The organism is Burkholderia sp. Bp9012, from assembly GCF_003853825.1.
GTDB lineage: Bacteria > Pseudomonadota > Gammaproteobacteria > Burkholderiales > Burkholderiaceae > Burkholderia > Burkholderia diffusa.
The window spans coordinates 1-24472 of the sequence record NZ_QTQA01000015.1; the positions used below are offsets into that span (position 1 = coordinate 1).

Below are 24472 nucleotides of genomic sequence, written 5' to 3' on the forward strand. Positions count from 1 at the left end.
TCGACGACATCTACGCGAAGATGACCGCGCGCCAGACCGGCGAGGCGACGAAGAAGGGGCTCGAGCTCGGCAGCTGGCTGCCGCAGGTGTCGACCAACCTGATGGCCGGCCTGATCGAGACGCTCGCGATGGCGCCGTACCACGGCCGCGCCGACATGCCGGAAATCGCACGCACGCTGCATCTGGAGGTCGACGACCTGTTCCCGATCGCTGAAGTGCTGCAGTACCTCGGCTTCGCCGACGTGCGGGAAGGGGACGTGTTCCTGACGCCGCCGGGGCGCGTGTTCGCGGAATTCGGCACGCAGGAGCGCAAGCTGATGTTCGCCGATCATCTGCTGAAGCACGTGCCGCTGGCCGCGCGGATCAAGAAGGTGTTGAACGAGCGCCCCGGCCATCGCGCGCCGCGCGTGCGTTTCGAGCAGGAGCTGGAGGATTTCCTGTCGGACGGCGCGGCCGAGGAAACCCTCGACGCGGTGATCGACTGGGGCCGTTACGGCGAGATCTTCTCGTACAACGATCAGACCGAAATCTTCAGTCTCGAGGACGTCGAGTCCTGATGCGGTCGGGGCGATTCCGGTGCATCCACCGGAATCGTCCGAATGCTAGCTGCGGCGGGATTCGGCCGCAGCGGGCCAAGAGCCTGCGGCTCGATCCTGGCGTCCGCAACGGGCGCCGGTCATGGATCACCTGATTGTCGGATCGTGGCCCTGCGGGGGCGCTGCGGATGGCATTCGCCGAGGATGTCGCGCCCGGTTCCATTCTTCGACGGCAACGCTTCGTTCACTTCCGACGCCGTCCTTCCTTTCACCACGCGTTGAATGCCTACCGCATCGGTGCGGCGCGCGATCGCACCCGTCCACCAGCAATAAGTATCGGGGATCGATCTGCTGATCGATCGGACTGCTTTCGGCGCCGAATATCGAATGCTGACAAGTGGTTATGAATTTCCCTACAGTTTGATATATTTGGCGCCACCAAGGCGGCTGAGAGCGCCTTGGTGGTGCGATGGCGACCGGATTGCGGCGGGTTCGCCCGACAAAAAAGAACGAGGTTAACGATGAGTTTCGCAGCAAACGGAAACCCCGACGGGATGGGAGGGGGCGGTGCGGCTTTGGTCGGCGGTTTGAGCAACCTGGGTTCGCTTGCCGGCATGGCGGGCCAACTGGGGGCGCTGACCGGCATGCCAGGCGCGGGGCTGCTGGGCGGTGCCGCGAGCGCGGTGCAACTGGCGCAAACCGGCTTGTCGCTGATGGGCAAGGCCCCGGAGTCGATCGCCGAGGCCATCAACAGCCTGACGGGTGCGCTTCCGCGCCTGACCCAGGACAATCGCTTCATCACGATCGAAACGCCACTCGGCCCGGACGCGCTGCTGGTCAGCGCGGCGATCATCGACGAACACGTCAATCAGTTAACCGAAACACATCTCGACCTGCTTTCCCATCGCAACAATATCGAACCGCAGGAAATCGTCGGGCAGCGGGTCAAGATCACGCTCGAGCCCCAGAGCCGCGATTTCAGTCTGACGAGGGTCGTCACGTCGGCGGCGGATACCGAGACGAAGCGATATTTCGACGGTTACGTTGCGTCGTTCGGCCGCGTCGGGAAATCGGGTTCGGTGACCCGCTACGAAATGTCGGTCGTGCCGTGGTTCTGGTTTCTCACCCGCTCGACCGATTGCCGGATCTTCCAGAACCAGACGCCGCAGGGCATCCTGAGCGACATTTTCCGCGAGATGGGTTTTTCGGATTTCGAGTTCGCGATGCAGGGCGAACGTCCGAAGCTCGAATACATCGTCATGTACGACGAGTCGTACTACAGTTTCTGCTCGCGCCTAATGGAGCAGGAAGGGCTGATCTGGACGATCCGTTACGAAAAGGACAAGCACATCCTCGTGATCGGCGACACCAACGCGGTGTTCCAGCCGATTCCGAACCTGAAGACCATTCCGTACGAAGCCAACAGCGCGGCCAGCGAGCAGAACGGCATCGATCGATGGGACGAGGCATTCAGTTTCCGGGTCGGCAAGATCACGTACCGGGATTTCAACTACAACCAGCCGTCGTCGCAACTGATGCATGTCGAGGTGCCGACCGTCAATCTGAAGCACCCGAACATCCAGACGACGGAGCGTTACCAGTTCCATTCGCTGTATGACCACGGCGACGACGGGCAGCGTTACGCGTGCTACGCGATGGAAGCGGAAGAAGCGCTCGCGCATCGTTTCAACGGCGCTGGTCACGCGCACGGGATGACGACGAGCGGGCGCTTCACGCTGGTCAATCACGGCACGTCCGCCTACAACAACAAGGATTTCGTGATTCTTCGCGTTCGTCACCAGGTCGCGAACGACTATACCCGGCAGACCTCCAAACTGCCGTACCACAACACGTTTACGTGCCTGCCGATCGACATTTCGTTCAGGCCGGAGCGGCGTACGCCCAAGCCACACATGCAGGGCACGCAATCCGCGATCGTGGTCGGGCCGAAGGGCGAGGAAATTCACACCGACGGCAGCCGGGTCAAGCTCCATTTCCTGTGGGACCGGCGCGGCAAGCTCGACGGTTCCGATTCGATGTGGGTGCGCGTATCGCAACCATGGGCAGGCAAGGGATGGGGTGGCTCGGCGATTCCGCGGATCGGCCAGGAGGTGCTCGTCTCGTTCAATCAGGGCGATCCGGACAACCCCATCGTCGTCGGCCGTGTGTTCAACGGCGATTCGGGCAACCCGTATCACGGCAGCGGCGGCCAAACGATGGGGATGCGCAGTCAGACGCACAAGGGCGAGGGCTTCAACGAACTGCGATTCTCGGACGTGAATGGCGCCCAGGAGGTCTTTCTGCATGCGCAGAAGGACATGAAGACGATCGTCAAGGACAGCGAGTCTCACACGGTCGAATCCGGTGCGCGGAACGTGTCGGTGCTCAAAGGCGACGAGAGCAAGCATGTCGCAGAAGGCAGCCTGTCGGAAAAGATCGCGAAAGCGCGCTTCACGACGGCCAACACCGTTGGCGTGCAAGCGCTGGCTGGCGACGCCGGACCCGGCAAGCAGAGCTATCAGGCGACGGACGAGATCGAGCATCGGGTCGGCGCGAGCATCGTGACGCTGAAGCCGGACAGCATCAAGTTGTCCCACGGCGCATCGAGCATCCTGATCAATCAGAGCGGCATTTTCCTCGATGGTCCGGTGATCCATCTGAACCAGGGGCTTTTCGTCACGCCCGAGCAGGCGATGGCGATCGAGTGGGCTAATCAGCAGGCCGTCATCGCCGCGGGTCTCGCTTCTGCCGATCCGAAGGTGCAGGCAGCGGCACGCAAGCTTCAGGCGACGGTGAAGGCGCAGCAACTGGCCAAGCTGGCGGAAGCGGTGTACACGCCGGGTACGGCGCCGCCGGGATGGAAGAACGTGTCGAACGATCCGGAAGCGCTGAAGAAGTTCGGGATGCGGCCGCAAGATCTGAAGATCCCCGGCAGCAATTTCGGCGCGCAGGTCTACGCACCCGATCCCGCGGTGTTCGGCGACAGCATGAAGCCGACGCTGGCATTCAAGGGCACGCAGCCGACGGTCAAGGAGGACTGGTCGAACAACCTCAGCCAGGGGCTGGGCGACAATTCGCCGTACTACGATCGCGCCGTGACCCTCGGCAAGAAGATCTACGGCTCCGGTAATGCGGGCGGCCTCGACCTCACCGGCCATTCGCTCGGCGGCGGGTTGGCGTCGGCTGCATCGCAGGCGAGCGGCGCTGGCGCGACCACCTTCAACGCGGCAGGCCTCAATCCTGAAACGTTGCCGCTGTACGGAGCCACGCCGCGGGCGTCGTCGATCACGAACTATCGCGTCGACGGCGACATCCTGACGGGCTCGCAGGAAGGCGGGCTCGGCCCGATCAGCGATGTGACGTCCCACCTGATGCCCAAGGCCGTCGGCGAGCAGATCACCATTCCGGGCACCAGCGTGACGACGGTCCAGCGGCACATGATGGGGCAGGTGACGAGCGGATTGAATACGACCGTCGCGGAGCAGCAATCGTCGCTGCTCAGTCAACTTCAGGGACATTGATGAAATACAGCAAGGTCATCGCCGCGGGCGCGGTTGTCGCGGTAATCGGTTTGTCGTCGCCGTTCTGGTGGCCGACTCAAGCACAGGAAACAAAAATGGCAGACTTCAAACGTTACCCGCCCGAAGATTTTTTCACGGGACAGCCGCTCGAGCTGGCGCGTGCCATTCGCGAGGGGAATCTGGAGCAGGTCAAGGCGCTCGCGCCGCATACCGATCTCGCTGCCCTGGGCAACAGGAAGGCGAGCCTGTTGTCGTTCGCAGTGCAGGAAGCCGTGCCGGTGAAGACGGACGCCGCCAACGTGCGCCTTCAGATCGTCAGCGAACTGGTGCGGGACGGCGCGAAGCCCGAACAACCGTTCGGCGAGAATGATGCGAACGTTGCATATCTGGCCGCGCGGGCCGACACGCCGAACCTGCTCAAAGCGTTGCTCGCCGGCGGCATGAATCCGGATCTCAAGTACGACGGCGATACGCCGCTGCTCTTCGCGACCTGCAAGGACACGCTGTTGCCGCAAATGCGCGTACTGGTCGAGCACAAGGCGAACGTCAATGTGCGGGATTCGATGAAAGAAACCGCGCTTTTTGAAGCGACGCGCCTGCGGCAATGGGACGTCGTCGATTATCTGCTCGCGCACGGCGCCGATCCGTCGGTGAAGAACGACAACGGTCTCGCGTACGCGAAGGTCCTCGGCGACGAACTGCAACAGACGCCGAAAGGTTCGCCGCAGCAGGGCCGCATCGAAGCCATTCACAAGCGTCTGGTCGCGGCTGGCGTGCAGTAACGTTGCCCCGAGACGGTTGCGCCGGCTGCGGCCGTGCAGCCGGCGAACAGTGTCAATCCGGCACCTGCCCCGACGGGCCGGCCGAACCGAGAAGAGCATGTCCGAATATCAGATGAACGATGCCGTCATTCAGTTGCCGGCGCACTTCAAAGACAAGACGATTCACCTGTTTACGGTCGATGAAACGGGTAGCGGTAGTAGCGGATTCACTTTCGTGGTTTCGCGCGCGCCGATGGAGCCGGACGACACGGTCGATACATTCGTGACGCGGCTGGTCTCGGAGATGCGCAAGTCGCTGCCGCGTTTCGAATTGAAGCATCTGGAAAACCGGGAAATCGACGGCGAAACCGCCCGTGAAATCGATTATCGCTGGGTGTCGGAAGGTGCACCGCTGCATCAGCGCCAGACGGTCGTGATGTCGCCGAAGGCGGGGCGCGAACGCGTGGCGATCAGTTTCATCGGCACTTGTCCGAAGTCGTTTACCGAGGACAAGAGCAAGGAATACAAGAACCTGCTCGCGAGTGTCGTGCTGGCCCGGCCCGATCGGGCGGCCTTCGTGCCGATCGCGCTCGGTCAGGACGAGGCCGGCATCGTGTTCGTGCTGCACGAGCCGAGCGCGACGCTGTACGCGCTCACGGGCATGGCCGAACTGTACCGGCACGACGTCACGGAAATGTTCGACGACACTGCATTCTTCGGCTCGGGTGGCGAACCGCTGGTGCTGCAGCCGGCCCCAGGCGTGCAATCGGCGTGGCGCGCGAAGGACGGCCGTCAATTCGCGCTGTGGACGGTGGATTTGCGCGAGCACGCATCGCTGAGCGATCGACTTGGCGGTGTGACGGCGGTGAAGGGTATGACCGGCATGCAGAGCGTCGAGGCCGTGCGTGCTTATCTGACCGCGGTTGCGAACGCGGGCTGACGGGGAGCGGGCGTGGATACATTACTCGCGGCTGCGCGGTTGGGCGATCCGATCGCGCATACGGCATCCAAGGGATGGATGATCGCCGGGCTGATCGCGGGTGCAGTAATCGGCGCCGTCGCGGTGGTCGCGACGGGCGGTGCTGCGTTGACGGTCGTCGCTGCAATCGCGGCGGGCGCTGCTGCGGGCGGCGGTCTCGGCGAAGTGCTGGGCACGATGTCATGGGCGCCGCGGCATGTCACCGGAAGTCTCATAAAGGGTTCGCCCAACGTCTTCATCAACAGTCGCGCGGCGATGCGGGCCATCCTGAGCCTGGGCCTGTGCAGCGATCACGCGGGTCCGCCGCAGGTGGTCGCGCAGGGTTCGTCGACGGTCTTCATCAACAGCCAGCCGGCGAGCCGCAAGGAAGACCGGATGATGTGCGGCGCGTTGATCAACGACGGATCGCCGAACGTATTCATCGGCGGCCCGGCGGTCGGGGAGTTCAATCCTGAAATCCCGGCGTGGGTGAACTGGACGATGCTGGCGGTCGGCGTGGCGGCGACCGCCGTGCTCGCCGGGCCGGCGATCGCGATTCTGGGCGCGGCCGGCGGGTTCGTCGGCGGGGAAGTCGGTTCATGGGTCGGCGGCAAGGTGTTTGGAGAAGGGTCGGACGGGCAGAAGTGGTCGATGCTTGGCGGCAGCCTCCTGGGAGGGGCTGGCGCGGCAAAGGGGGCCGGGCTCGTTGGCGGTGCGAAGGGCGCCGGGTCCGTTGCGGGCGAAATCTCTGCCGGGGAGGCCGCCGCCGACGCGCTTGCCGGCACGGTGCCCAAGGCCGGCGCGACGAGTCCTTTCGATTACGTGGTCGATTCGATGCCGGCGGACCTCGTCAGCAATCCAAAGGGTGTCTACGGGTACACGCCGGTGGAAGGATCCGAGTTTGCGGCGCCCAAGTGGCCGGTCGACTGGACGAATGCGGAGCAAGTTGCCAATGCCCGGAACGTGCGGCTCGAATACCATCAGGGCCTGGCCGACGAGAGTGCATGGGTATCCGACATGCGCGCCAGCGGCGCCAGCGAAGAAACGATTGGGCGGCAGATCGTCGACATGCGCAATCAAACCCGGATGTCGAAATACGCCGAGGACAAACTGCCGACGTTGTATGAGCGCAATATGGCGAAATACGGAAACAAGTATGGCCCGACGTATGAAGCATTGCTTCAGAAATATGGTAGCCCGGAGGGGGTGATCGCCGCGGGGACACGCAGCAACCCTTCAATGGACATTCTTACTGGCATCGCGAAGGTTGGAAAATGATGAAGAACGTGCAACTCGGCGTGATCAATCGCCCGTCGAGCTTCGTTGAGCTGAATGTGGAGACAGGCGTGTTTTCCGCGCTGGTCGGAGACGGTTACGTGGCGCGGGGGAATTACATCTCTGTCGAGGGCCAGGACGTTGCTGTCTTCGCGGCGGATCGGCAGCTTTATCTTCAATGGAACAAAAAACGCTGGAACTTCGCGGATCTCGGACACAACGTCAAGTACGAACACGACTTCCACCGCGGGATGACGACTTTTTCCATTGATGGCGATGCGATTCAGTATCCCGCCTGGTGGGTTGGCGATGACACGTTCGATCCGAATCTGCCCGAGCTCGATGAAGACGAGGATCACTTCGCCTATATCGCGAGCCTGGCCAAAAACAAGGAATTGCAGCGATCCTTGATCGATGTCTGGAGCCGCTAGGCACGAGCCCCGCCCATTTTGTGCCGCCCTGGATTACAACCCGGACGATGCGCTGTCCGCGAAGATCGAGGAACGCGTGGCGCAGCTTCGCACGCGTCTGTAACCACGAAAGTACGCAGAACGACACGGACGCCACGCACGATGCGCGGCGCATCGCCCCGTTACTGCAGATTCCCCCATCGATCAACGGCCGGTTCGGCCGACGCCCACTTCCAGTGCGTGCCTTGCTGGCACGCGTTCGCGAAATACCAGTCGGCCTTGTCGCCGTCCTTCACCGAGAATGCGAATTCCTTGCACAGCGCGAGCGCTGTCGAGTACGCACGCGTGACGCGCACTTCGCCTTCGCCGTTTTCCAGCGGCAGCGTGTTCTTCACCTTCCACGGCTTCACTTCGCCGACGGCCAAGCTGCCTGCCGCCTTCGCGATCGCGTCCTGCTGATTCTGATGGAGCTGCTTCATCGTGCGGTTGACGGCTTCGTCGGTCGCGGCCTGCACGGCAATCCCGACGCCGACGCCGACCGCCGGATTCGCGGTGACGAGGCCCGTCGCCGCGCCGGCCAGTGCGCCGCTCGCCGCGCCGACCGATCCGCAGCCCGACAGCGCGACCGTCGCCGCGCACAGAACGCCGATCGTCGCGATACGGATCGCGACGCTCATTGCAGCGCGCCCCAGCGTTCGGTCGCGGGTTCGGCCGACGCCCATTTCCACACGGGGCCGTCGCGGCAGATCGTGGCGACGTAGAACGCCGATTCGGCGGCCTTGTCGGCTTTCGCCGGCGTGTCGACCGCGAACACGATTTCCTTGCAGTCGAGCGGGCCGATGCTGATCATCCGGCTGACCGTCACGCGGCCCTGCTCGTCGTCCTCGATCGGGAACGAATGGTGCGTCGACCACGGCGCGACGCCGCCGACGTCGAGCGGGCCGGCGGCCTTCGCGATCTGTTCCTGCGTGTAGCGGTGCGCAACGCGCTGCGTGTACTGGACACCAGCCCGTGCACCGGCGACGGCGCCCAGGCCGATGCCCGTCGCGACGGCGGCGTTGTTGGTGACCTTGGAGGCGATCGCGGCGCCCGCGATACCGGCGCCGGCTGTCGCGCCTTCGCTGTACAACGAATTGCAGCCGGACAGCAGTGCGGCCGTGGCGATCGCGGCCAGCATGACGCGCGCCAGCGTGGCCCGGCGCGGCGATTCGAAACGAATGTTCATCCCTGAGTGCAAGTCCTGTCTGGGTGAGCGGCGACGCATGCACGCCTGATGCCGCGTCATTGTTTCGCAATTGTCATAGGAAAACTGCAAAGCTTTGACAAATCGCCGCGCGGCAGGCCGCGTGCGCGCGGGCGGCGTAATTGTCGGATAGATGCGTGACGAAGGGTCGAAACGTTACAAATTGAAGGTAATTGTTACCTTCGTGCACAACGAAGCGACCTAGACTGTTTTGCTATGGAATGTTTCTACGACGGCCTCGCGCCGCGCCGCATATGAGACACCCAGCCATGCGCCGTTCGAAACGGTTATCACCTCGGCCACCCGACGCGGCGGCCGGCCGTCCGGAAGACCGCCCGCGTCCGCGGACCGACGCGCCATCGGCGCCGCCCGCGGGCGCGCCCGACGACACGCCGTCGGACGGCGATCACAACCAGGGCGGCGCTCGCCCGGAAGGGCTCGACTATCAACGCGACCTCGGTCAGGAGCAGGACGCCTGATTTCGTCGTAGCCGCATTCCACCGCCGTATTTCATTGCAATTCTCGGAACTGAATCGCCGCGCGGCCGCCTTCGGGCCGCCGCGCCCGCTTTGGCGCGCGTCGCGCGCCAGCCAATCGAATCGAGGAGGGGAAGTCGCATGAGCAGATTGATCGTGGTATCGAATCGTGTCGCCGCCGGCGAGGACACGCGCCCGAGCGCAGGCGGCCTCGCGGTCGGCGTGATGGACGCGCTGAAGGAAACCGGCGGCGTCTGGTTCGGCTGGAACGGCGAGATCGTCGGTACGCCCGACGCCGCACCCGCGATCCAGCGGGACGGCAACGTCACGTATGCGACGCTCGGGCTGACCCGGCGCGACTACGATCAGTACTACCGTGGCTTCTCGAACGCGACGCTGTGGCCGGTGTTTCACTACCGCGGCGATCTCGCGCGCTTCGACCGGCAGGAGTACGCGGGCTATCTGCGCGTGAACGCGATGCTCGCGAAGCAGCTTGCCGCGCTGCTGCGGCCCGACGACCTGATCTGGGTGCACGACTATCACCTGCTGCCGTTCGCGCATTGCCTGCGCGAGCTCGGCGTGAAGAACCCGATCGGCTTCTTCCTGCACATTCCGTTTCCATCGCCCGACATGCTGCGCCTCGTGCCGCCGCACGAGGAACTCGTGAAGTTCATGTGCGCGTACGACATCGCGGGTTTCCAGACCGATGCCGACAAGCAGGCGTTTACCGACTACATCGAGCGGCGCGGCGTCGGCGCGGCGAGCGACGACGGGATGCTGCATGCGCACGGCCGCATCGTGAAGGTCGCCGCCTATCCGATCGGCGTGCATCCGGATGCGATCGCCGAGGCAGCCGTCCAGTACGGCTCGCGCAAGCCGGTGAAGATGCTGAGCGATGCGCTCGCCGGCCGCAAGCTCGTGATGAGCGTCGACCGGCTCGACTATTCGAAGGGGCTCGTCGAACGCTTCCAGTCGTTCGAGCGGATGCTCGCCAACGCGCCGGGCTGGCAGGGGCGCGTGTCGCTTGTGCAGATCGCGCCGCCGACGCGCTCCGACGTGCAGACCTACCAGCGCATTCGCGAAATGCTCGAAGGCGAGGCCGGCCGCATCAACGGCCGCTTCTCGCAGCTCGACTGGACGCCGATCCAATACCTGAACCGCAAGTACGAGCGCAATCTGCTCATGGCGTTCTTCCGGATGTCGCAGGTCGGCTACGTGACACCGTTGCGCGACGGGATGAATCTCGTCGCCAAGGAGTACGTCGCATCGCAGGATCCGGCCGATCCGGGCGTGCTCGTGCTGTCGGAGTTCGCGGGCGCGGCGGCCGAGTTGACCGGTGCGCTGCTCGTCAATCCTTACGACCTGTCGCAGATGGCCGACGCGCTCGAGCGCGCGCTGTCGATGCCGCTCGCGGAGCGGCAGGCGCGTCACGAGGAGAACCTCGCGCGGCTGCGCGAGAACAACCTGTCGGTCTGGCGCGATACGTTCGTCGCTGACCTGCGCAGCGTCGCGGCGGCGGCGTCGGTCACGCAGCGCGCGGGCCGGCGAGTCGCGCATGTCTGAGCGCGTGGAGGAGGGTGGCGCGCAGGAGGTGTCCGCCCGCTTCTTCGTCGTCACGGGCGGCCCGGGCTCCGGCAAGAGCACGTTGCTCGATGCCCTCGAGCGCGGCGGTTTCGCGCGCTCGCACGAGGCCGGGCGTGGTGTAATCCGCGACCAGATGGCGATCGACGGTCCGGCGCTGCCCTGGCGCGACCGGGCCGCGTTCGCCGAGCTGATGCTGAACTGGGAGATGCGTTCGTACCATCTTGCACGAGGCGCGCGCGGGCCTGTGTTCTTCGACCGCGGCGTGCCGGACGTGATCGGTTACCTGCGCCTGACGGGCCTCGCGGTACCCGCGCATGCAGAGGCCGCGGCGCGGCGCTTCCGTTATCACCGGCGCGTGTTCATTGCGCCGCCGTGGCGCGACATCTACATACAGGATACCGAGCGCCGGCAGGATTTCGCCGAGGCGGTGCGCACCTACGACGCAATGGTCGACTGCTATACGGCGTATGGGTATCGGCTGATCGAGCTGCCGTGCGTGAGCGTGAAGGCGCGCGTGCGCTTCGTGATGGACGCGCTCGACGCCGCGTGACCGGCGCTCGCCACGCGCGGCGGCGTCAGGTTGCCGCGTCGGGGCGCGGCGACGCGATGCGCAGCATGCTGACCACCGCGGCGAGCGCCGCGAACACCGTGGCGACATAGAGCGCGATCGTCGGCCCGCGGTCCGGCGCCAGCCCGAAAATCAGTGCGACGAGCGCGGCACCGAGCGTCTGGCCCGTCAGGCGTGCCGTGCTCAGCATTCCGCCCGCGCCGCCGCTGCGCTCGCGCGGCGCCGACGACAGCATCGCTCGATTGTTCGGCGACTGGAATAGTCCGAAACCCGCGCCGCACAGCGCCATCCGCCACACGATGTCGACGGTGCCCGGATGCGCGCCGATCGTCGCGAGCGACAGTAGCCCGGCCGCGAACAGCGCAAGTCCGATTCCGCCGAGGATGCCGGCCGAGTAGCGATCCGACAGCACGCCGGCGAGCGGCGCGGCGAATACGATCACGAGCGGCCACGGCGTCATGTAGAGGCCGGTTTCGACTTGCGAGAAACCGAGCGAATGCTGCAGCCAGAACGGCAGCGCGACGAACGCGAGCATCTGCGACGTGAACGATGCAACGGACGTGCAGATCGACAGCGCGAACATCGGGATGCGCATCAGGTCGACCGGCAGCAGCGGCGCCGGCTGCGACAGCTGTCGCTTCACGAAGAAGTAGCCGACGGTGAACGCGATCGCCAGTTCGGCCGCGACGTACGCGTGGCTTTCGCCGTGGCCGAGCCCGTCGACGGCCATGATCAGCAGGCCGAACACGCACGCGTTCATCAGCGCGCTCGGGAAGTCGTACGGCGCGTCGTGCAGCGGGTTGGCCGGCAGTGCACGGAGACTGCCGAACACCGCGGCGATGCCGATCGGCACGTTGACCGCGAACAGCCAGGGCCACGACGCGAACGACAGGATCGCCGATGCGACCGTCGGGCCGATCGCCGACGACAGCGCGACCACCATCGCATTGATCGACAGCCCGCGCCCGAGCATCGACGACGGGTAGATCATCCGCACGAGCGCCGCATTCACGCTCATGATGCCGGCCGCACCGAACCCCTGTATCACGCGCATCACGGCGAGCATGGGCAGCGAGCCGGCGAGCGCGCAGCCGAGCGACGCCGCGGTGAAGAGCCCGAGCCCGGCGATGTAGATGCGGCGATAGCCGATGCGTTCGCCGAGCGATGCGAGCGGCAGCAGCGTGATTGTGACCGCGAGCTGGTACGCGTTGACGATCCAGATCGATGCGGCATCGGACGCGTGCAGGTCGCGCGCGATCGTCGGCAGCGCGACGTTCGCGATGGCGCCGTCGAGCACGGCGAGCGTGATGCCCAATGCGACGCAGACGATTGCCCAGTAGCGTTGCGGAAGCGGCAGGCCGGTATCGGCGTTCATGACGGGAGCGAAGGCGTGATTGGCCGCGTACCCGGATGCCGGTTGCGTGCGCAACCATGCTCGCGGGTGGAGGCGGTGGTGAACGGCCCGGTCGGCCTGGCGGCGCCGGAGCGGGACCGGTCGAGTGTATCACCGGGCCGCGTCGAGCGACGCCGCCGCCGGCCGGCGGCCGGTGCGTGCACTCAGCCTTCGAAGTCGAGGCCGCCGAGCCGCACGAGCGGGGCGGCCTGCGTGCGCGACGCGAGATCGATGTCGCGCGCGCCCTGCCATGCGCTCAGCTTCCTCGGCAGCGCGCTCAGGTAGTGCTCGAATCGCGCGGGCCCGTCGGGTGCCATCAGTCGTTCGATCTCGTCGGTGTCCCAGGTCAGTTCGAGGTTCAGCGGATGCACGAAGCCGCTCACGTGCTCGTGCGGCGCGCTGCGGATCTGCACGCGCGTCGGTTGCCCGTGCCCGCCGTACGGGACGACGTCGGTCAGCACGTGATCGGCGAAGTAGGCGGCGATCGCCTGCGCAATGCGCGGCGCGAATTCGGTATCGAAACGGCGGGCGGTTTCGGGCTGCATGAAGGCGTCTCCTGTGTGCCGAAAATCGTAGCACGGCCGCGCCGCGTTTCGGTGTGCGTGATACGCGTAATGGCGCGTTACCACTTGCTGCATCTATTACGGCCGCGCGCAGCCACAATGCATCGCATCCAGTACCACTTCGCGTGGGAGTCCATCATGAAAAGAATTGCCGCAGTATGTGTCCTCGCCGGTTCGCTCGCCGTGGCGGGCCCGGCGTCCGCGCATGGTCGCGACGGGGGCGCCGTCATCGGCGCGCTGATCGGCGGCGCGGTGCTCGGCGCGATCGTGACATCGGCGATGAATCCGCCCGTCGCGTACCAGGCGCCCGTGTATCAGGCACCGGCCTATCAGCCGCCGACGTACTATCAGGCCCCGGCTTACCAGCAGCCGGCTTATCCGACCTATCAGCAGGCGCAGTACCAGGACGACGGCCAGGACTATTGCTACGACCGCTATCAGCGCCCGTACGTGTGCGGCGCGCCGGTGTCGGGCGGCTATGCGCGGCCGGCCGGCTGGTAAGCGGGTCGGTGATCGGGCTCGTCGCCGCGTGGCCGGTGCCGATTGAGTGAATCGCGGGTATGCAGGAAGACAAAAGGAAAGGCCCTCGCGTGATGCGAGGGCCTTCGTCGTTTCTCGGGCGTCGGGTTTTGGGCGCCAGACGGCAGCCGCGCGAGGCCGTGTGCGGATACAAACGGTTGCAATTGGATCCGCGGGATCAGTGACGATGGCCGCCGTCGCCGCGTCCGCCGCCGCCATCGTTCCAGTCGCCGCGACGTCCGCCGCCGCGTCCCCAGCCGCCATGGTCCCCACGATCGCCACGATCGCGATCCCAGCGGCGGTAGTCGCGGTGTCCGCGATCCCAGTCGCGTCCGCCGCCACCACCCCAGATATTGACCGTGCCATAGACGGGGGATGCCCCGTAGGCCGGCCCGTACGCGTAGCCGGGATCGGAATAGTAGGTCTGTCCGTAGCCGTATCCGTATCCGGCGTCCGGACCGACGACGCACCCGGCCAGCAGCGTGGCGACGCCGGCGGCGGCAATGAGCTTCAGCATGATGATCTCCGTTGGTTCCCCTATAAGTACCGCGCGCGGGGATTGCCGGCTGTTTGCAATTGTGTCGCCAAATTACAGCCTCGTAAGGTCGTGCGACGAAAGTGTTAGCATCGGGGCCTATTTTTGTTTATCAGGAGCACATCGATGAAATTCGCGATCCGGGCCGCCCTGGCCGCCCTTTGCGTGACGACCGCCGCCGCCTGCGCGGCGGGGCCCGCATCGGCGCCCGCCGTGCCGGCCGAATCGATCAAGATGTTCCCGCAGCCGGCGGCTGGCCAGCAGCGCGCGGTGATCGCGCTGCCCGCGCTCGAGAACGAAGGCGATGCGCGCGTCGAGCTGATGATCGGCAAGATGCTGCAGACCGACTGCAACCAGCAATGGTTCGGCGGCGAGTTGACCGCAGAGGACGTAAAGGGCTGGGGCTATACGTACTACCGGCTGACCGACGTGAAGGGGCCGGCATCGACGCTGATGGCCTGCCCGGGCCAGGCGCCGCAGCAGCGCTTCGTGCAAGTGCGCGGTGACGGCCAGCTGCTGCGCTACAACAGCCGCCTGCCGCTCGTCGTGTACGTGCCGGACGGTTTCGACGTGCGCTACCGCGTGTGGCATGCGTCGAAAGACGTGCAGCACGCCGTCACGCAGTAACGCACCGACCGGCGCGGTCATGCCGGGCGCTTGCCGCTGCGCGGCCGCCCGGTCTTGCGGGCTTCTCTCCGGAGCCCGTCACTATCCGCCGCTCGCATCCGCGAGCGCCGGCCATGCGGCCAGCGCGGTTTGCGCGACCGCCTCCACATCGCGACGGCTCGTGCCGTAGCGCGTCCGAATTGCCATTCCCTGTTGGACCGTCACGGAGTAGCGCGCGATCGCATCGAAGTTCGCGTGCGCGGAGAGCTCGCCGGTTACCACGCCTTCGCCAAGCCGCGCGCGTAATGCGGCGACCGTCTGCTTGCGCATCGCGATCAGCGTGTGCCGTACCGCACCGCTGAACGCAGGGGCTTGCGCACGATCTCGGCGCGTGCGGCATCACGGTCAATCTCGTGCATTCGGGGGCGACCGATACCGACATGAATCCGGCCGATGGTGAGCACACCGCCGCACAACGTTCGCGGATGGCGGTTCCGCGGTATGGCAAGGCCGAGGTTGTGGCGGCGCTCGTCGCGCTCGTCGTCGGGCTGGAAGGGCAGGTCGATCAACGGGACTGGGTTGGCGACCGACGGTGACGCGAATGTGTAAGGGGCGATGGCCGGTGCGACCCGATCGGACGGAGTGACGTTGACTACGGGCAGCCGAGCTGCCGATGCTCGACCTCCAGATCGGCTCGTTTGTCGTAAGCACGCAGCTCGTTGCGCGGCTTGCCGTCCGGGCCGACGCCGCGCACGACCTTGTGGCCGCGGTCCGGCGCATGTTTGACGGCATCGATGCCGGCGGCCAGTTCGCTGCAGCGAGCAACGGGCGACGCGCGTTCCGGCCGGCGTGTTGCCGCATCCGCGACGTTGGCGACGCCCGGGCTGACGTATCGCTGCTTCGGCGTCGCCGTGCCGGTCGTGCTTGCGACATCGGCGGCATTCGCCGTGCAGATCAGCGCCGACGACATGGCCAGGGCCGCGAGTGTTTGAGTCATGGTCGAGGTCCGAGTGCGGATGAAGGTTCGGGATTCTACGTAATCTACGGTACATGTCGATTGCGCCAGGTCCGGGTGCGATCGCATGTCGCATGTCGTCGTGATGACGCGGCGATGAATGGAAGAGGATAACGAACTATTTCACAGGTGAAATGCGGAATTCATTTACAAAGTGATCAAGCGTACTTACGATGACGCCAATTTGGGCTAGCGGAACTTCGTATGCGTACAGTCGATCGGGCGACGTTTGCCGCGCTCTGCCTTTGTCTTGCCGCATGTGGCGGCGGTGACGACAACGCTGCCGCAGGCGCGCAGACCGTTGCGGGCACATCGACATCGTCCGGCGCACCTGCCGGTGCTGCATCCGGCGCAGCGGCTTCATCGACGAGTTCCGGCAGCCCGGCGTCGACCGCCGGGGCGACCGGTACGGCGTCCGGTGCGACGCTTCTGCCTTCCAATGGCACCAAACCCGTTCTCGTCGCCGATGTGACGGTTTTCCCGGCCACCGACGGCAGCGACCAGGCCGACGCGTTGCAGAAAGCCTTCGACAGCCTGCGTGCCGGCCAACGCCTCGTCATCGCACCGGGACGCTACGTCGTCGGGCATTCGCTTGCCGTGACGGTGCCCCAGGCGGTGATTTCCGGATACGGCGCGACGCTGGCCGCCACGAATCCGGCCGACCAGACGATCGTGATGAGTGGCGCCGGTTCGACGCTCGTCGGCGTGACGCTGGCCGGCACCGGCACGACGCGCCTCACGACGCCCGAGTCGACGAAAGTCGAGGTGACGGGCTCGGACGTTCAGGTGCTCGGCGTGACGATCCGGGGCGGCGCGAGCGCCGGGATCTTCGTGTTCGGCGGCAACGGTATCGCGATCGTGGGCAATACCGTTCAGGCGACGCTGGCCGACGGCATCCATACGACTTACGGTTCGACCAACGTGCTGGTGCAGAACAATACGGTGGTCGGCACCGGTGACGATCTGATCGCCGTGGTCAGCTATCTCGGCGACGGCCGCCTGAGCAACAACGTGCTGATCGACCATAACGCGGTGTCGGGCAACGCGTGGGGGCGCGGCATCACCGTCGTTGGCGGGCAGGCGGTAACGATCTCGAACAATACGGTCGACGGCGTCGAGAAGGCGGCGGGAATTCTGGTCGCACAGGAGGACAGCTGGAAAACCTACGGGTCTTCGAACGTCGTCATCACGGGCAATACCGTGACCAACATCCAGAACGCGAACGTGAACAACGGGCTGCAGCCGACGCAGCAGGGCGCGATCGAGCTGGATACGTGGTCGGGAACCGTGTCGGATGTCACCGTGGCGGACAACCGCGTGTCGGGCTCCGGCTATGCGGGTTTCCGGGCGTACGGGAACGTGTGTTCGTTCAGTGTGACGGGCAACACGTTTTCGTCGATTGCCGGCTTGCCGGTCTGGCTGCTGACGAATGGTTGCGCGGCGAACCAGATCGTCGTCGATGCGAATCGGCTCGGGGACGGCAGTCTGCTGGCGCTGCCGGCCGGGGCGTCGCCGACGGGGACGTTTGCCGTGACGGGCGCGAATGCGAGTCTGATGCCGCAGGTCAGGACCGGATTGATGCAGTGACGGGGCGGTGAGGCTGCAAGGCGGGTGGGTGTTGTGTGGCAAAGCCCGGCGTAGGTGGTCGGGGCCGAACAGGGGACCAGGCGCGAACTTGCACGAATCAGCTGCCGGATGCAGCAAATGCTGGCGATGCGGGTTTCAGGTACGACTCGACCGCCCGAATGCGTTCTTGGTATGGATACATGGACTTTGGCCGCATACACTTCGGTCTCGCCATCCTTCTGGATCGTAAACCACTCGCGCGCGACAGCCTCAAACGTCGATGCGGGCTCGATCGCTCGGGTGCGTTTCGCTTCTCGCTTCTGCTCATACGCACCTCCTCGGTTGCCGTAAATTATGGCTCGAAGATGTCTACGGAAGGCTGGCCGGTCCAGTCCACTTTTTGACGGGAACGTCCGGATGTCGTCCGAGTCCGTCCTTACGGACATTCATGGATGGGTCGTAAGCTTTGACGAGCAATGTTGGCAGTTGACATTGCCAAACCACGCCGCCTAACATCGTTCGAGATGACTAGGAGAATTCCAGTATGAATGCGACATTTTTCATCGTAGTAGGAAGTCGGCGCATGGTCCGTTAGCGGCACCTTGCTGCCCCCATGCGCCCCCGATACCTTCGGGGGCTTTTTTTTTGCCTACGCGAAAGTCTTCCCATCGGAAACGCCGGTGACTTCCATACCATCGCCTCCCAAGCTCTCCACACTGATTCTGCTGTGCGCACTTTCAGTGCTGCCATTGAGCATATGCCTGCCTTCGTTGCCGAACATTGCGATAGCTTTTCACGCTGACTATGCGCTCGTGAGCTTATCGCTGGCAGGATATGCAAGTGTCGCGGCCACACTGGAATTGATCATGGGGCCACTGTCCGATCGCTTTGGGCGAAGGGCAATTGTACTGACCAGCCTGACAGTATTCGTGATTGGGTCGCTTGGCTGCGCACTTTCGGGCAATATCTGGGCGTTTCTGGCTTTCCGCTTGCTTCAGGCTCCAATAACCTCCTGCTACCCGGTGTCGATGGCGGCCATCAGGGATACGACCGGAAAGGAAGGGGCAGCGGGCCGAATCGGATATGCCGCGATGGCAGCGGCTTTTGCCCCGATGCTTGGTCCAACGGTCGGTGGCGTGATTGATGAAACCAGCGGCTGGCGAGCAATTTTCTGGGGCCTTGCCCTTGCCGGCATATCACTTTTTGCGGTGTGCTGGTTCGGTCTAGGTGAGACTAACAAGAATCCATCGGGCACGATCAGGCGGCAGCTTCGGGCCTATCCTGCGCTTTTGCAAGAACGTCGCTTCTGGGCCTATGCACTGTGCATGGCGTTTTCAACCGGCACGTTTTATACCTTTCTGGCTGGTGCTCCATTGGCCGCCAAAACGTCGTTCGATGTGCCACCGGCAACGCTAGGCTTTTGGATGGGCACCATCACTGCCGGGTTCGTGCTTGGCAGCTTTCTGTCTGGTCGCTACGCGAGACGCTATCCCCTCACGACAACCATCATGGCAGGACGTATCGTTGCGTGCGCCGGCCCCATCGTCGGCTTGATGCTCTTCCTCGTCGGAGCCAAACATGCAATGGCGCTGTTCGGACCTTGCATGCTTGTTGGTTTCGGTAACGGCCTGTCGAATCCATGCGCTCATGCCGGTGCGGTGTCAGTGCGTCCGGAACTAGCGGGCAGCGCTTCTGGTTTGGCTGGCGCGTTGACGATAGCTGGGGGCGCCGCGCTTTCCTCAATGACGGGAGCCGTATTGACAGAGAGCAACGCAGCTTACGCGCCGCTTTTCCTGATGTTGTTTTCCTCCGTAATTGCTCTGTTGGCCGCATCATATGTGGGTGTATTGGACCGGCACGAGGCGTATCGATGATCAAACATTGGTACTTCGTTCCGGTGAATTGCCCACTCCCCGGCGGGGCGTCGTTTAGCGTGCGCTTCCAATCAAGCCGGCTTCGTTGTGCGCCGAATAGAGCATTTGTGATTATGCAGCCGGTCCTGCTGGTGGATAGGAAGCGTGGAGGGGCCAGGCACAAGGGTCCGATATACCTTGGAAGCCGGCGCTCGAAGGCACGGTGGCCGACTGGCTGCATCGGGTCGATCACGGTCCTTGATGATGTGACGGCTAAGCGATCGAACCTGATCTGACGCTGACTCATACGCGTGGCGGCACGGGTCTATGTGGTTGCCGCGATCGGGATGATTTCTGCCCCGGCTTTGAGTTTGTCGAGGTGGTCACCCCATACCTGCATCATTCGCCTGCGTTCCGGCAGATATTCAGCGTGGACGTAGGCAGCAGTTACTTGATTGCGTTCGGCGTGTGCCATCTGGCGCTCTACAACGTCCCGGCCGAAGCCGAGTTCACGCAGAGCCGTAGCAGCCAGCCCGCGAAACCCGTGCCCCGTCATCCGCGACTTGTAGCCCATGCGATAGAGCGCGTAGAGCATGGTGTTGTTCGAAATGTGGCTCCGGCCTTGCACGCTGTAGAACACGAAGCGATGCTGGCCGTTGATCGCGCGGAGCTGGGCGAGCACGTCGAGCGCCTGCCGTGATAGCGGCACGATGTGCGGGTCGCGCATCTTCATGCGTTCCGGCGGTACGCGCCATTCTGCGGCGGCCTCGTCAAACTCCGACCACTCTGCGCGGATCATTTCCGTTGTCCGCACGAAGGTCAGTGCCATCAGGCGGAGCGCGAGCCGGGTAACTAGGTCGCCTTGGTAAGCGTCGATGTCGCGCATGAGCTGCGGAATCTCCGTCGCCTTGACGCGGGCCATGTGCTGCACGCCGGGGCCTTTCTTCAAGACCGTCTGCGCATCGATGTCGGCCGCCGGATTCCTGGAGCATCGCCCGGTCATGATTCCATACTGGAAGACCGCGCGAGAGCGCTGGAGGATTCGCTTCGCCGTCTCGCGTACTCCGCGCGCCTCGACCTCGCGAACAATGCTGAGCATCTGCGGGGAATCGATCTCCGCGATCGGGCGAGGGCCGATCTTCGGGAACACGTCGACCTCAAGCGAATTCAGCACCTTCTCCGCGTAGCCGTCGCTCCAGCCCGGACGCTGGGAGTCGTACCACTCGCGAGCTACCGCTTCGAACGAGTTTGCCGCCGCGATTTCGGCGGCCCGTCTGGCTTCCTTCTTCGCCTCGCCCGGATCGATGCCGGCCGCGATCTGCTCGCGGGCCTCGTCGCGCTTCTTCCGCGCCGTCCCGAGCGTGACGGCGGGATAGACGCCGAGGGCGAGCGTCTTCTGCTTGCCAAGGAAGCGGTAGGACAAGCGCCAGTACTTAGCGCCGTTCGGTTGGACGAGCAAGAACATCCCGTTGCCGTCCGTGAGTTTGTACGGGGCCGCGCTGGCCTTCGCGTTCCGTACCTGCACGTCAGTGAGAGGCATTGTTGGTATCCGCTGATACCAACAAAAATACCAACACTTTCTCCGGCTGTCACTGAGCAACCTTGGGTAACGATGGAAGCTAGAAGGCCGCCAGACGGGCCTGAGCGGGCGATTTCTTGTGAATCTTGGGGATGGTTTGGGGCTTGACTGGTCCCCCCGACAGGAATCGAACCTGTATCTAGCGCTTAGGAGGCGCTTGTTCTATCCATTGAACTACGGGGAGCGGATAGTTTGAGCGGGATGGACTGAACCGTTTTGAATCAGGCTCTTAGCTTTGTCCCGTGGGCCTTCTCGAGATTTTCGTCTTTCCGCGCATGACGCGAAATGACGGGTTGTGAAGCATAGTTTAACGCCCCGCCTGCTACAAATCGACCCAGTAGCAGCGTATGTGGATGACGCATTGCTACAGTCCACAAACGGGGTGTTTCATGGCTTCGATCCTCAAGATCGGCGACCGCTGGCGTGCTCAAGTCCGCCGGCGGGGACAGAGTATAGCAAAGACGTTTCGAACCAAGGGCGCGGCCGAAGCATGGGCGCGAGAGATCGAGGGCGGTATCGACAAGGGGCAAGCTGCCGTCGACGAGCAGACGATCACGGTCGGCGAGTTGGTGCGCTTGTATCGAAACGCTCGCAATGGTTCCGAACGGCCGGTCGCCGAGAAGTCGAACGAAGACTACATGCTCAAGCGGCTGGAAAGTCACTTTGATGATGAGGTGGCGGCGAAGTTATCGACCAAGCGGCTGGTCAAGTTTGCCCAGGAGCGCAAGAAAGAGGGCGCGGGGCAGTACACGATCGACATGGACATATCCAAGCTCGGGACGGTGTACAAACACATGGCGTCGCTACTGGATCTGCGGTTGCCGCATGCTCCGAGCATCGCGCGGCCGACGCTCGATCACCTGCAGCTCATCGGGCCGGGGAAGCATCGCGACCGGCGGCCGACGCGTGAAGAGATCGTGAAGATCTTCGAGTGGTTTGCTGAAGGGTCGGGCATCGCATACAGCTTATCGAGCCATTTGCGTACGCTGTCAGTTTCCTTGGCCTTGGACATGGCAGTGCTTGTCTCGATGCGTCGGGTCAAGTCGCGGACGGCCCCGCGAATTGCCTGAACGCGGGTCGGATAGGTCGCCATGCCCTCGTGATAAGAGCACGGTGAAGCGCCGCCGGCAGTACCAATGGTGTAATCGATCCCGTAGATCCAAACGCCTTCGGCAATCAGCGCGACCCGAATTTCTGCGGGGCTTCGACTGGTGCGTTGTTGCTTCGGCGCGGACACGATGTCCGTCGGTGTATAGACGCCGTGCCGAAGGCGTCGATCGACTCGACGCGTAACAACAGCAAGGCCGCGAAATACGGCCTGCGACCGTTCATGGTCGGAGTCAGCAAGGCGAAAGACCTGATCCTGGACAACCGGCTGAAGCTGGACGGCGACGGGCCGGGGCGGATGCACTGGTACGTCGGCGTGCGGTCCGATTACCTCTCGCAGGTCACGGCGGAAGTGAAGGTGCCCGGGCGCGTCGGCGGCAAGCGGGTCTGGCAGAAGAAGGCTGGCGCACGTAACGAAGCGCTCGACTGCGAAGTGTATGCACTGCACGCGGCGCGTAGTGTGAAAACCCACCTGCTGACCGAACAGCACTGGTTGCTGGAACAGCATCGTATCTCGCAGGTGACGTTGTTCGACGCAGCGCCGGTGATCGAAGCGTTACCGCTCGCACAACCGTTCGAGCAACCCCCGGATCCGCCGAACGAATCGGCCGCCGAGCCGACGGCGGTCGTCATGACGGCACCAAAACCAACCGAAGCCCCGCCTCTGAGCGGGGTTTCGCGCATTCAGGGCCGGCGTGTCGGTCGCTCGACGTACCTGAAACGCCGATAGGAGAAACACATGGCTTACACGATGGCGGACCTGCAACGCATCCAGTTGGCGATCGCGAAGGGCGAGCTGGAGGTCCAGTACGCGGATCGCAAGGTGCGCTACCGGTCGATTGCCGAGCTGCGCGATGCGCAGACCGAGATCATTCGGGCGCTTGACGGCGCGACCGGCCGCTCGCGGCTCATTCGCCTGCGCCATGCCGGCAAGGGGGTGCGATGAGCCGCGCGTATCCGGTTCTCGCGCAGCGCGGCTTTGTCGTGCCGACCCGAATGCATCGGTCGTGCAGAACCTGCCGCTGATGCGTCACCGCGCGCGGGACGCGATCCGGAATGATCCGTGGGCGAAGACCGCGATCGCCCGGTTGGTGTCGAACGCCATTGGCACCGGCATTCAGGCACATCCGCGGCATCCGGACGCGGACGTGCGTCGTGCGCAAAAGCAACTTTGGGACGACAGCTCGAGCGAGCTGGACCCGAACGGCGACCATGATTTGTACGGATTGCAAACGCTCGCAGCGCGGGCATTTTTCAGCGACGGCGAGGTGCTGGTGCGTCGCCGTTTACGCCCTCCGAATGCCGGGCTGGCGGTGCCGATGCAGATCCAACTGTTCGAAGGGGACATGCTGCCGGTCTCGAAGAACGAGCCGATTCCAGGCGGCGAGATCATCAACGGTGTCGAGTTCAACGAAGACGGCGAGCGCGTCGCGTATCACCTGCTTCGCCGGCATCCGGGTGAGTACAACCGGTTTGCCGGCGATGCGGTGCAGACCGTGCGCGTGCCGGCCGACGAGATCGCGCACGTGTTCCACGCGCTGCGGCCCGGTCAGGTGCGTGGCGTGCCGGAACTATCGACGGTGCTGCTGCGGCTGCATTCGCTGGACAACTTCGACGACGCGGTGCTGTTCCGGCAGGAGGTGAGCAATCTCTTTGCCGGCTTCATCGTGAAGCCGCAGGCGGAAGTCGGTCCGCTCGGCGATCCGGTCTCAGGTGCGCCGATCGACTTCGACGTCGACGGCTTCTCGCCGGTTGTGTCGCTGGAGCCGGGCGCAATGCAGGAGCTGGCACCCGGCGAGGACGTGCGATTCGCAACGCCGCCCGGCGCAGGTGCCGACTATGCGCCGTTCATGCGTCAACAGCTGATGGCCGCAGCGGCATCGGTCGGCATGCCCTATGAGGTGCTGACGGGCGACCTGCGCGATGTCAGCGACCGCGTTCTGCGCGTGTTGCTCAACGAGTTCCGGCGCTCGATCGAGCGGCTGCAGCAGAACGTGTTCATCCACCAGTTCTGTCGGCGGATCTGGTGCTGGTGGGTCGACGCCTGTGCGGCTCGCGAACACATTCGTCGAGCGGCTCGATTGGGCCGCATGCATCGGGCGATACGACCGGGCACACACGCTGTTCTATCTCGATCCGCCGTATTACGAGACGGAAGGGTATGGCGTCGCGTTTCCGTTTGCCGAGTACGAGAAGATCGCCGCGAAACTGCGTTCGATCAAGGGACTCGCGATCGTCAGCCTGAATGACCATCCCGACATTCGGCGCGTATTCGATGGATTCCATATCGAAACCGTGCCGATTCAGTACACGGTCGGCGGAGGCAAGGGTGTCGAGAGAAACGAGCTGATTATCTTCAGTTGGGACGATGCGGCGCAGCCGGCTGGGCTCTTCTAATCGCGGG

At 64.2% G+C, this 24472-nt stretch carries 22 protein-coding genes, 1 tRNA gene and 5 pseudogenes; 19 read left to right on the plus strand and 9 right to left on the minus strand.

The genetic code is table 11. The features are described from left to right. From DIE11_RS20620 to DIE11_RS20645, 6 genes are all read left to right on the plus strand, one after another. The coding region (locus DIE11_RS20620; protein WP_185633794.1) for an AAA-associated domain-containing protein at positions 1 to 557 on the plus strand (557 nt) is incomplete at its 5' end. A 500-nt stretch (positions 558 to 1057) separates the two neighbouring features. Further along, complete coding sequence (gene tssI / locus DIE11_RS20625) at positions 1058 to 4057, plus strand: type VI secretion system Vgr family protein (protein ID WP_124626715.1); 3000 nt, start codon at positions 1058 to 1060, stop codon at positions 4055 to 4057. 95 nt (positions 4058 to 4152) lie between these two features. After that, on the plus strand, positions 4153 to 4839 hold the full coding sequence (locus DIE11_RS20630; protein WP_260437151.1) for an ankyrin repeat domain-containing protein: 687 nt from the start codon (positions 4153 to 4155) through the stop codon (positions 4837 to 4839). 97 nt (positions 4840 to 4936) lie between these two features. After that, positions 4937 to 5758 (plus strand): DcrB-related protein, encoded by an 822-nt coding sequence (locus DIE11_RS20635; RefSeq protein ID WP_124626719.1) that lies wholly within the window; start codon positions 4937 to 4939, stop codon positions 5756 to 5758. A gap of 12 nt (positions 5759 to 5770) precedes the next feature. Continuing rightward, positions 5771 to 7054, plus strand: a complete 1284-nt coding sequence (locus DIE11_RS20640) for a PAAR domain-containing protein (protein WP_218928992.1) — start codon at positions 5771 to 5773, stop codon at positions 7052 to 7054. Then, positions 7051 to 7482 (plus strand): hypothetical protein, encoded by a 432-nt coding sequence (locus tag DIE11_RS20645; RefSeq protein WP_059605653.1) that lies wholly within the window; start codon positions 7051 to 7053, stop codon positions 7480 to 7482. The genes DIE11_RS20640 and DIE11_RS20645 overlap by 4 nt, the downstream gene beginning before the upstream one ends. Positions 7483 to 7643: 161 nt before the next feature. Here the strand turns inward: DIE11_RS20645 and DIE11_RS20650 are convergent, their stop codons facing one another. Further along, on the minus strand, positions 7644 to 8138 hold the full coding sequence (locus DIE11_RS20650; protein WP_124626720.1) for a hypothetical protein: 495 nt from the start codon (positions 8136 to 8138) through the stop codon (positions 7644 to 7646). Continuing rightward, positions 8135 to 8725: a hypothetical protein gene (locus DIE11_RS20655; RefSeq protein ID WP_124626722.1), complete on the minus strand. Its 591-nt coding sequence runs from the start codon at positions 8723 to 8725 to the stop codon at positions 8135 to 8137. The genes DIE11_RS20650 and DIE11_RS20655 overlap by 4 nt, the downstream gene beginning before the upstream one ends. Before the next feature lie 248 nt (positions 8726 to 8973). On the opposite strand from DIE11_RS20655, the gene DIE11_RS20660 reads away from it, so the two are divergent. The 3 genes from DIE11_RS20660 (at position 8974) to DIE11_RS20670 (ending at position 11314) form a co-directional block, all read left to right on the plus strand. Next, positions 8974 to 9183: a hypothetical protein gene (locus DIE11_RS20660; protein WP_124626724.1), complete on the plus strand. Its 210-nt coding sequence runs from the start codon at positions 8974 to 8976 to the stop codon at positions 9181 to 9183. Between the two features lie 138 nt (positions 9184 to 9321). Next, entirely contained in the window at positions 9322 to 10743 is a 1422-nt protein-coding gene (otsA, locus tag DIE11_RS20665) for an alpha,alpha-trehalose-phosphate synthase (UDP-forming) (protein ID WP_124626726.1), read from the plus strand. After that, positions 10736 to 11314 (plus strand): AAA family ATPase, encoded by a 579-nt coding sequence (locus tag DIE11_RS20670; RefSeq protein WP_124626728.1) that lies wholly within the window; start codon positions 10736 to 10738, stop codon positions 11312 to 11314. The genes otsA and DIE11_RS20670 overlap by 8 nt, the downstream gene beginning before the upstream one ends. A 25-nt stretch (positions 11315 to 11339) precedes the next feature. Here DIE11_RS20670 and DIE11_RS20675 read toward each other — a convergent pair whose 3' ends face one another. Together DIE11_RS20675 and DIE11_RS20680 are read right to left on the minus strand one after the other, a co-directional pair. Continuing rightward, a complete protein-coding gene (locus tag DIE11_RS20675) occupies positions 11340 to 12707 on the minus strand; it encodes an MFS transporter (protein WP_124626730.1) in 1368 nt (455 codons plus the stop codon). A gap of 182 nt (positions 12708 to 12889) precedes the next feature. Beyond that, entirely contained in the window at positions 12890 to 13270 is a 381-nt protein-coding gene (locus tag DIE11_RS20680; protein ID WP_059605672.1) for a DUF5594 family protein, read from the minus strand. Between the two features lie 117 nt (positions 13271 to 13387). Between DIE11_RS20680 and DIE11_RS20685 the strand changes: the two genes are divergently transcribed. Further along, positions 13388 to 13789 carry a hypothetical protein gene (locus DIE11_RS20685; RefSeq protein ID WP_124626732.1) on the plus strand — a complete coding sequence of 134 codons (402 nt, stop codon included), beginning with the start codon at positions 13388 to 13390 and terminating at the stop codon, positions 13787 to 13789. A gap of 196 nt (positions 13790 to 13985) precedes the next feature. On the opposite strand, the gene DIE11_RS20690 is transcribed toward DIE11_RS20685, so the two are convergent. Continuing rightward, positions 13986 to 14324 (minus strand): hypothetical protein, encoded by a 339-nt coding sequence (locus tag DIE11_RS20690; RefSeq protein ID WP_059605675.1) that lies wholly within the window; start codon positions 14322 to 14324, stop codon positions 13986 to 13988. A gap of 144 nt (positions 14325 to 14468) precedes the next feature. Between DIE11_RS20690 and eco the strand changes: the two genes are divergently transcribed. Further along, complete coding sequence (gene eco / locus DIE11_RS20695) at positions 14469 to 14969, plus strand: serine protease inhibitor ecotin (protein WP_059680494.1); 501 nt, start codon at positions 14469 to 14471, stop codon at positions 14967 to 14969. Between the two features lie 81 nt (positions 14970 to 15050). Here eco and DIE11_RS20700 read toward each other — a convergent pair. After that, positions 15051 to 15308: pseudogene (locus tag DIE11_RS20700) on the minus strand (TetR/AcrR family transcriptional regulator); the annotation flags it as partial. A gap of 2 nt (positions 15309 to 15310) precedes the next feature. Here DIE11_RS20700 and DIE11_RS36985 point away from each other — a divergent pair. Further along, a pseudogene (locus tag DIE11_RS36985) lies at positions 15311 to 15557 on the plus strand (SDR family oxidoreductase); the annotation flags it as partial. A gap of 43 nt (positions 15558 to 15600) precedes the next feature. Here the strand turns inward: DIE11_RS36985 and DIE11_RS20710 are convergent. Next, the gene (locus DIE11_RS20710; protein ID WP_260437152.1) at positions 15601 to 16032 is read right to left on the minus strand and encodes a hypothetical protein; all 432 of its coding nucleotides are present in this window, start codon (positions 16030 to 16032) and stop codon (positions 15601 to 15603) included. A gap of 399 nt (positions 16033 to 16431) precedes the next feature. Between DIE11_RS20710 and DIE11_RS20715 the strand changes: the two genes are divergently transcribed. Next, the gene (locus tag DIE11_RS20715; RefSeq protein WP_124626735.1) at positions 16432 to 17550 is read left to right on the plus strand and encodes a right-handed parallel beta-helix repeat-containing protein; all 1119 of its coding nucleotides are present in this window, start codon (positions 16432 to 16434) and stop codon (positions 17548 to 17550) included. 659 nt (positions 17551 to 18209) lie between these two features. Continuing rightward, the gene (locus tag DIE11_RS20725; protein ID WP_124626737.1) at positions 18210 to 19403 is read left to right on the plus strand and encodes a Bcr/CflA family efflux MFS transporter; all 1194 of its coding nucleotides are present in this window, start codon (positions 18210 to 18212) and stop codon (positions 19401 to 19403) included. Between the two features lie 304 nt (positions 19404 to 19707). On the opposite strand, the gene DIE11_RS20730 is transcribed toward DIE11_RS20725, so the two are convergent. Together DIE11_RS20730 and DIE11_RS20735 are read right to left on the minus strand one after the other, a co-directional pair. Next, on the minus strand, positions 19708 to 20922 hold the full coding sequence (locus DIE11_RS20730) for a phage integrase central domain-containing protein (RefSeq protein ID WP_124626739.1): 1215 nt from the start codon (positions 20920 to 20922) through the stop codon (positions 19708 to 19710). A gap of 148 nt (positions 20923 to 21070) precedes the next feature. Beyond that, positions 21071 to 21145, minus strand: a tRNA-Arg gene (locus tag DIE11_RS20735). Between the two features lie 163 nt (positions 21146 to 21308). On the opposite strand from DIE11_RS20735, the pseudogene DIE11_RS20745 reads away from it, so the two are divergent. From DIE11_RS20745 to DIE11_RS20770, 5 genes and pseudogenes are all read left to right on the plus strand, one after another. Beyond that, positions 21309 to 21905: pseudogene (locus tag DIE11_RS20745) on the plus strand (site-specific integrase); the annotation flags it as partial. A 317-nt stretch (positions 21906 to 22222) separates the two neighbouring features. Then, complete coding sequence (locus DIE11_RS20755; RefSeq protein WP_311767592.1) at positions 22223 to 22798, plus strand: terminase gpA endonuclease subunit; 576 nt, start codon at positions 22223 to 22225, stop codon at positions 22796 to 22798. Between the two features lie 9 nt (positions 22799 to 22807). Then, complete coding sequence (locus DIE11_RS20760; protein ID WP_124626743.1) at positions 22808 to 23014, plus strand: phage head-tail joining protein; 207 nt, start codon at positions 22808 to 22810, stop codon at positions 23012 to 23014. Further along, positions 23011 to 24119: pseudogene (locus DIE11_RS20765) on the plus strand (phage portal protein); the annotation flags it as partial. The gene DIE11_RS20760 and the pseudogene DIE11_RS20765, both read left to right, overlap by 4 nt. After that, positions 24115 to 24465: pseudogene (locus DIE11_RS20770) on the plus strand (DNA adenine methylase); the annotation flags it as partial. The pseudogenes DIE11_RS20765 and DIE11_RS20770, both read left to right, overlap by 5 nt. Positions 24466 to 24472: the final 7 nt, after the last annotated feature.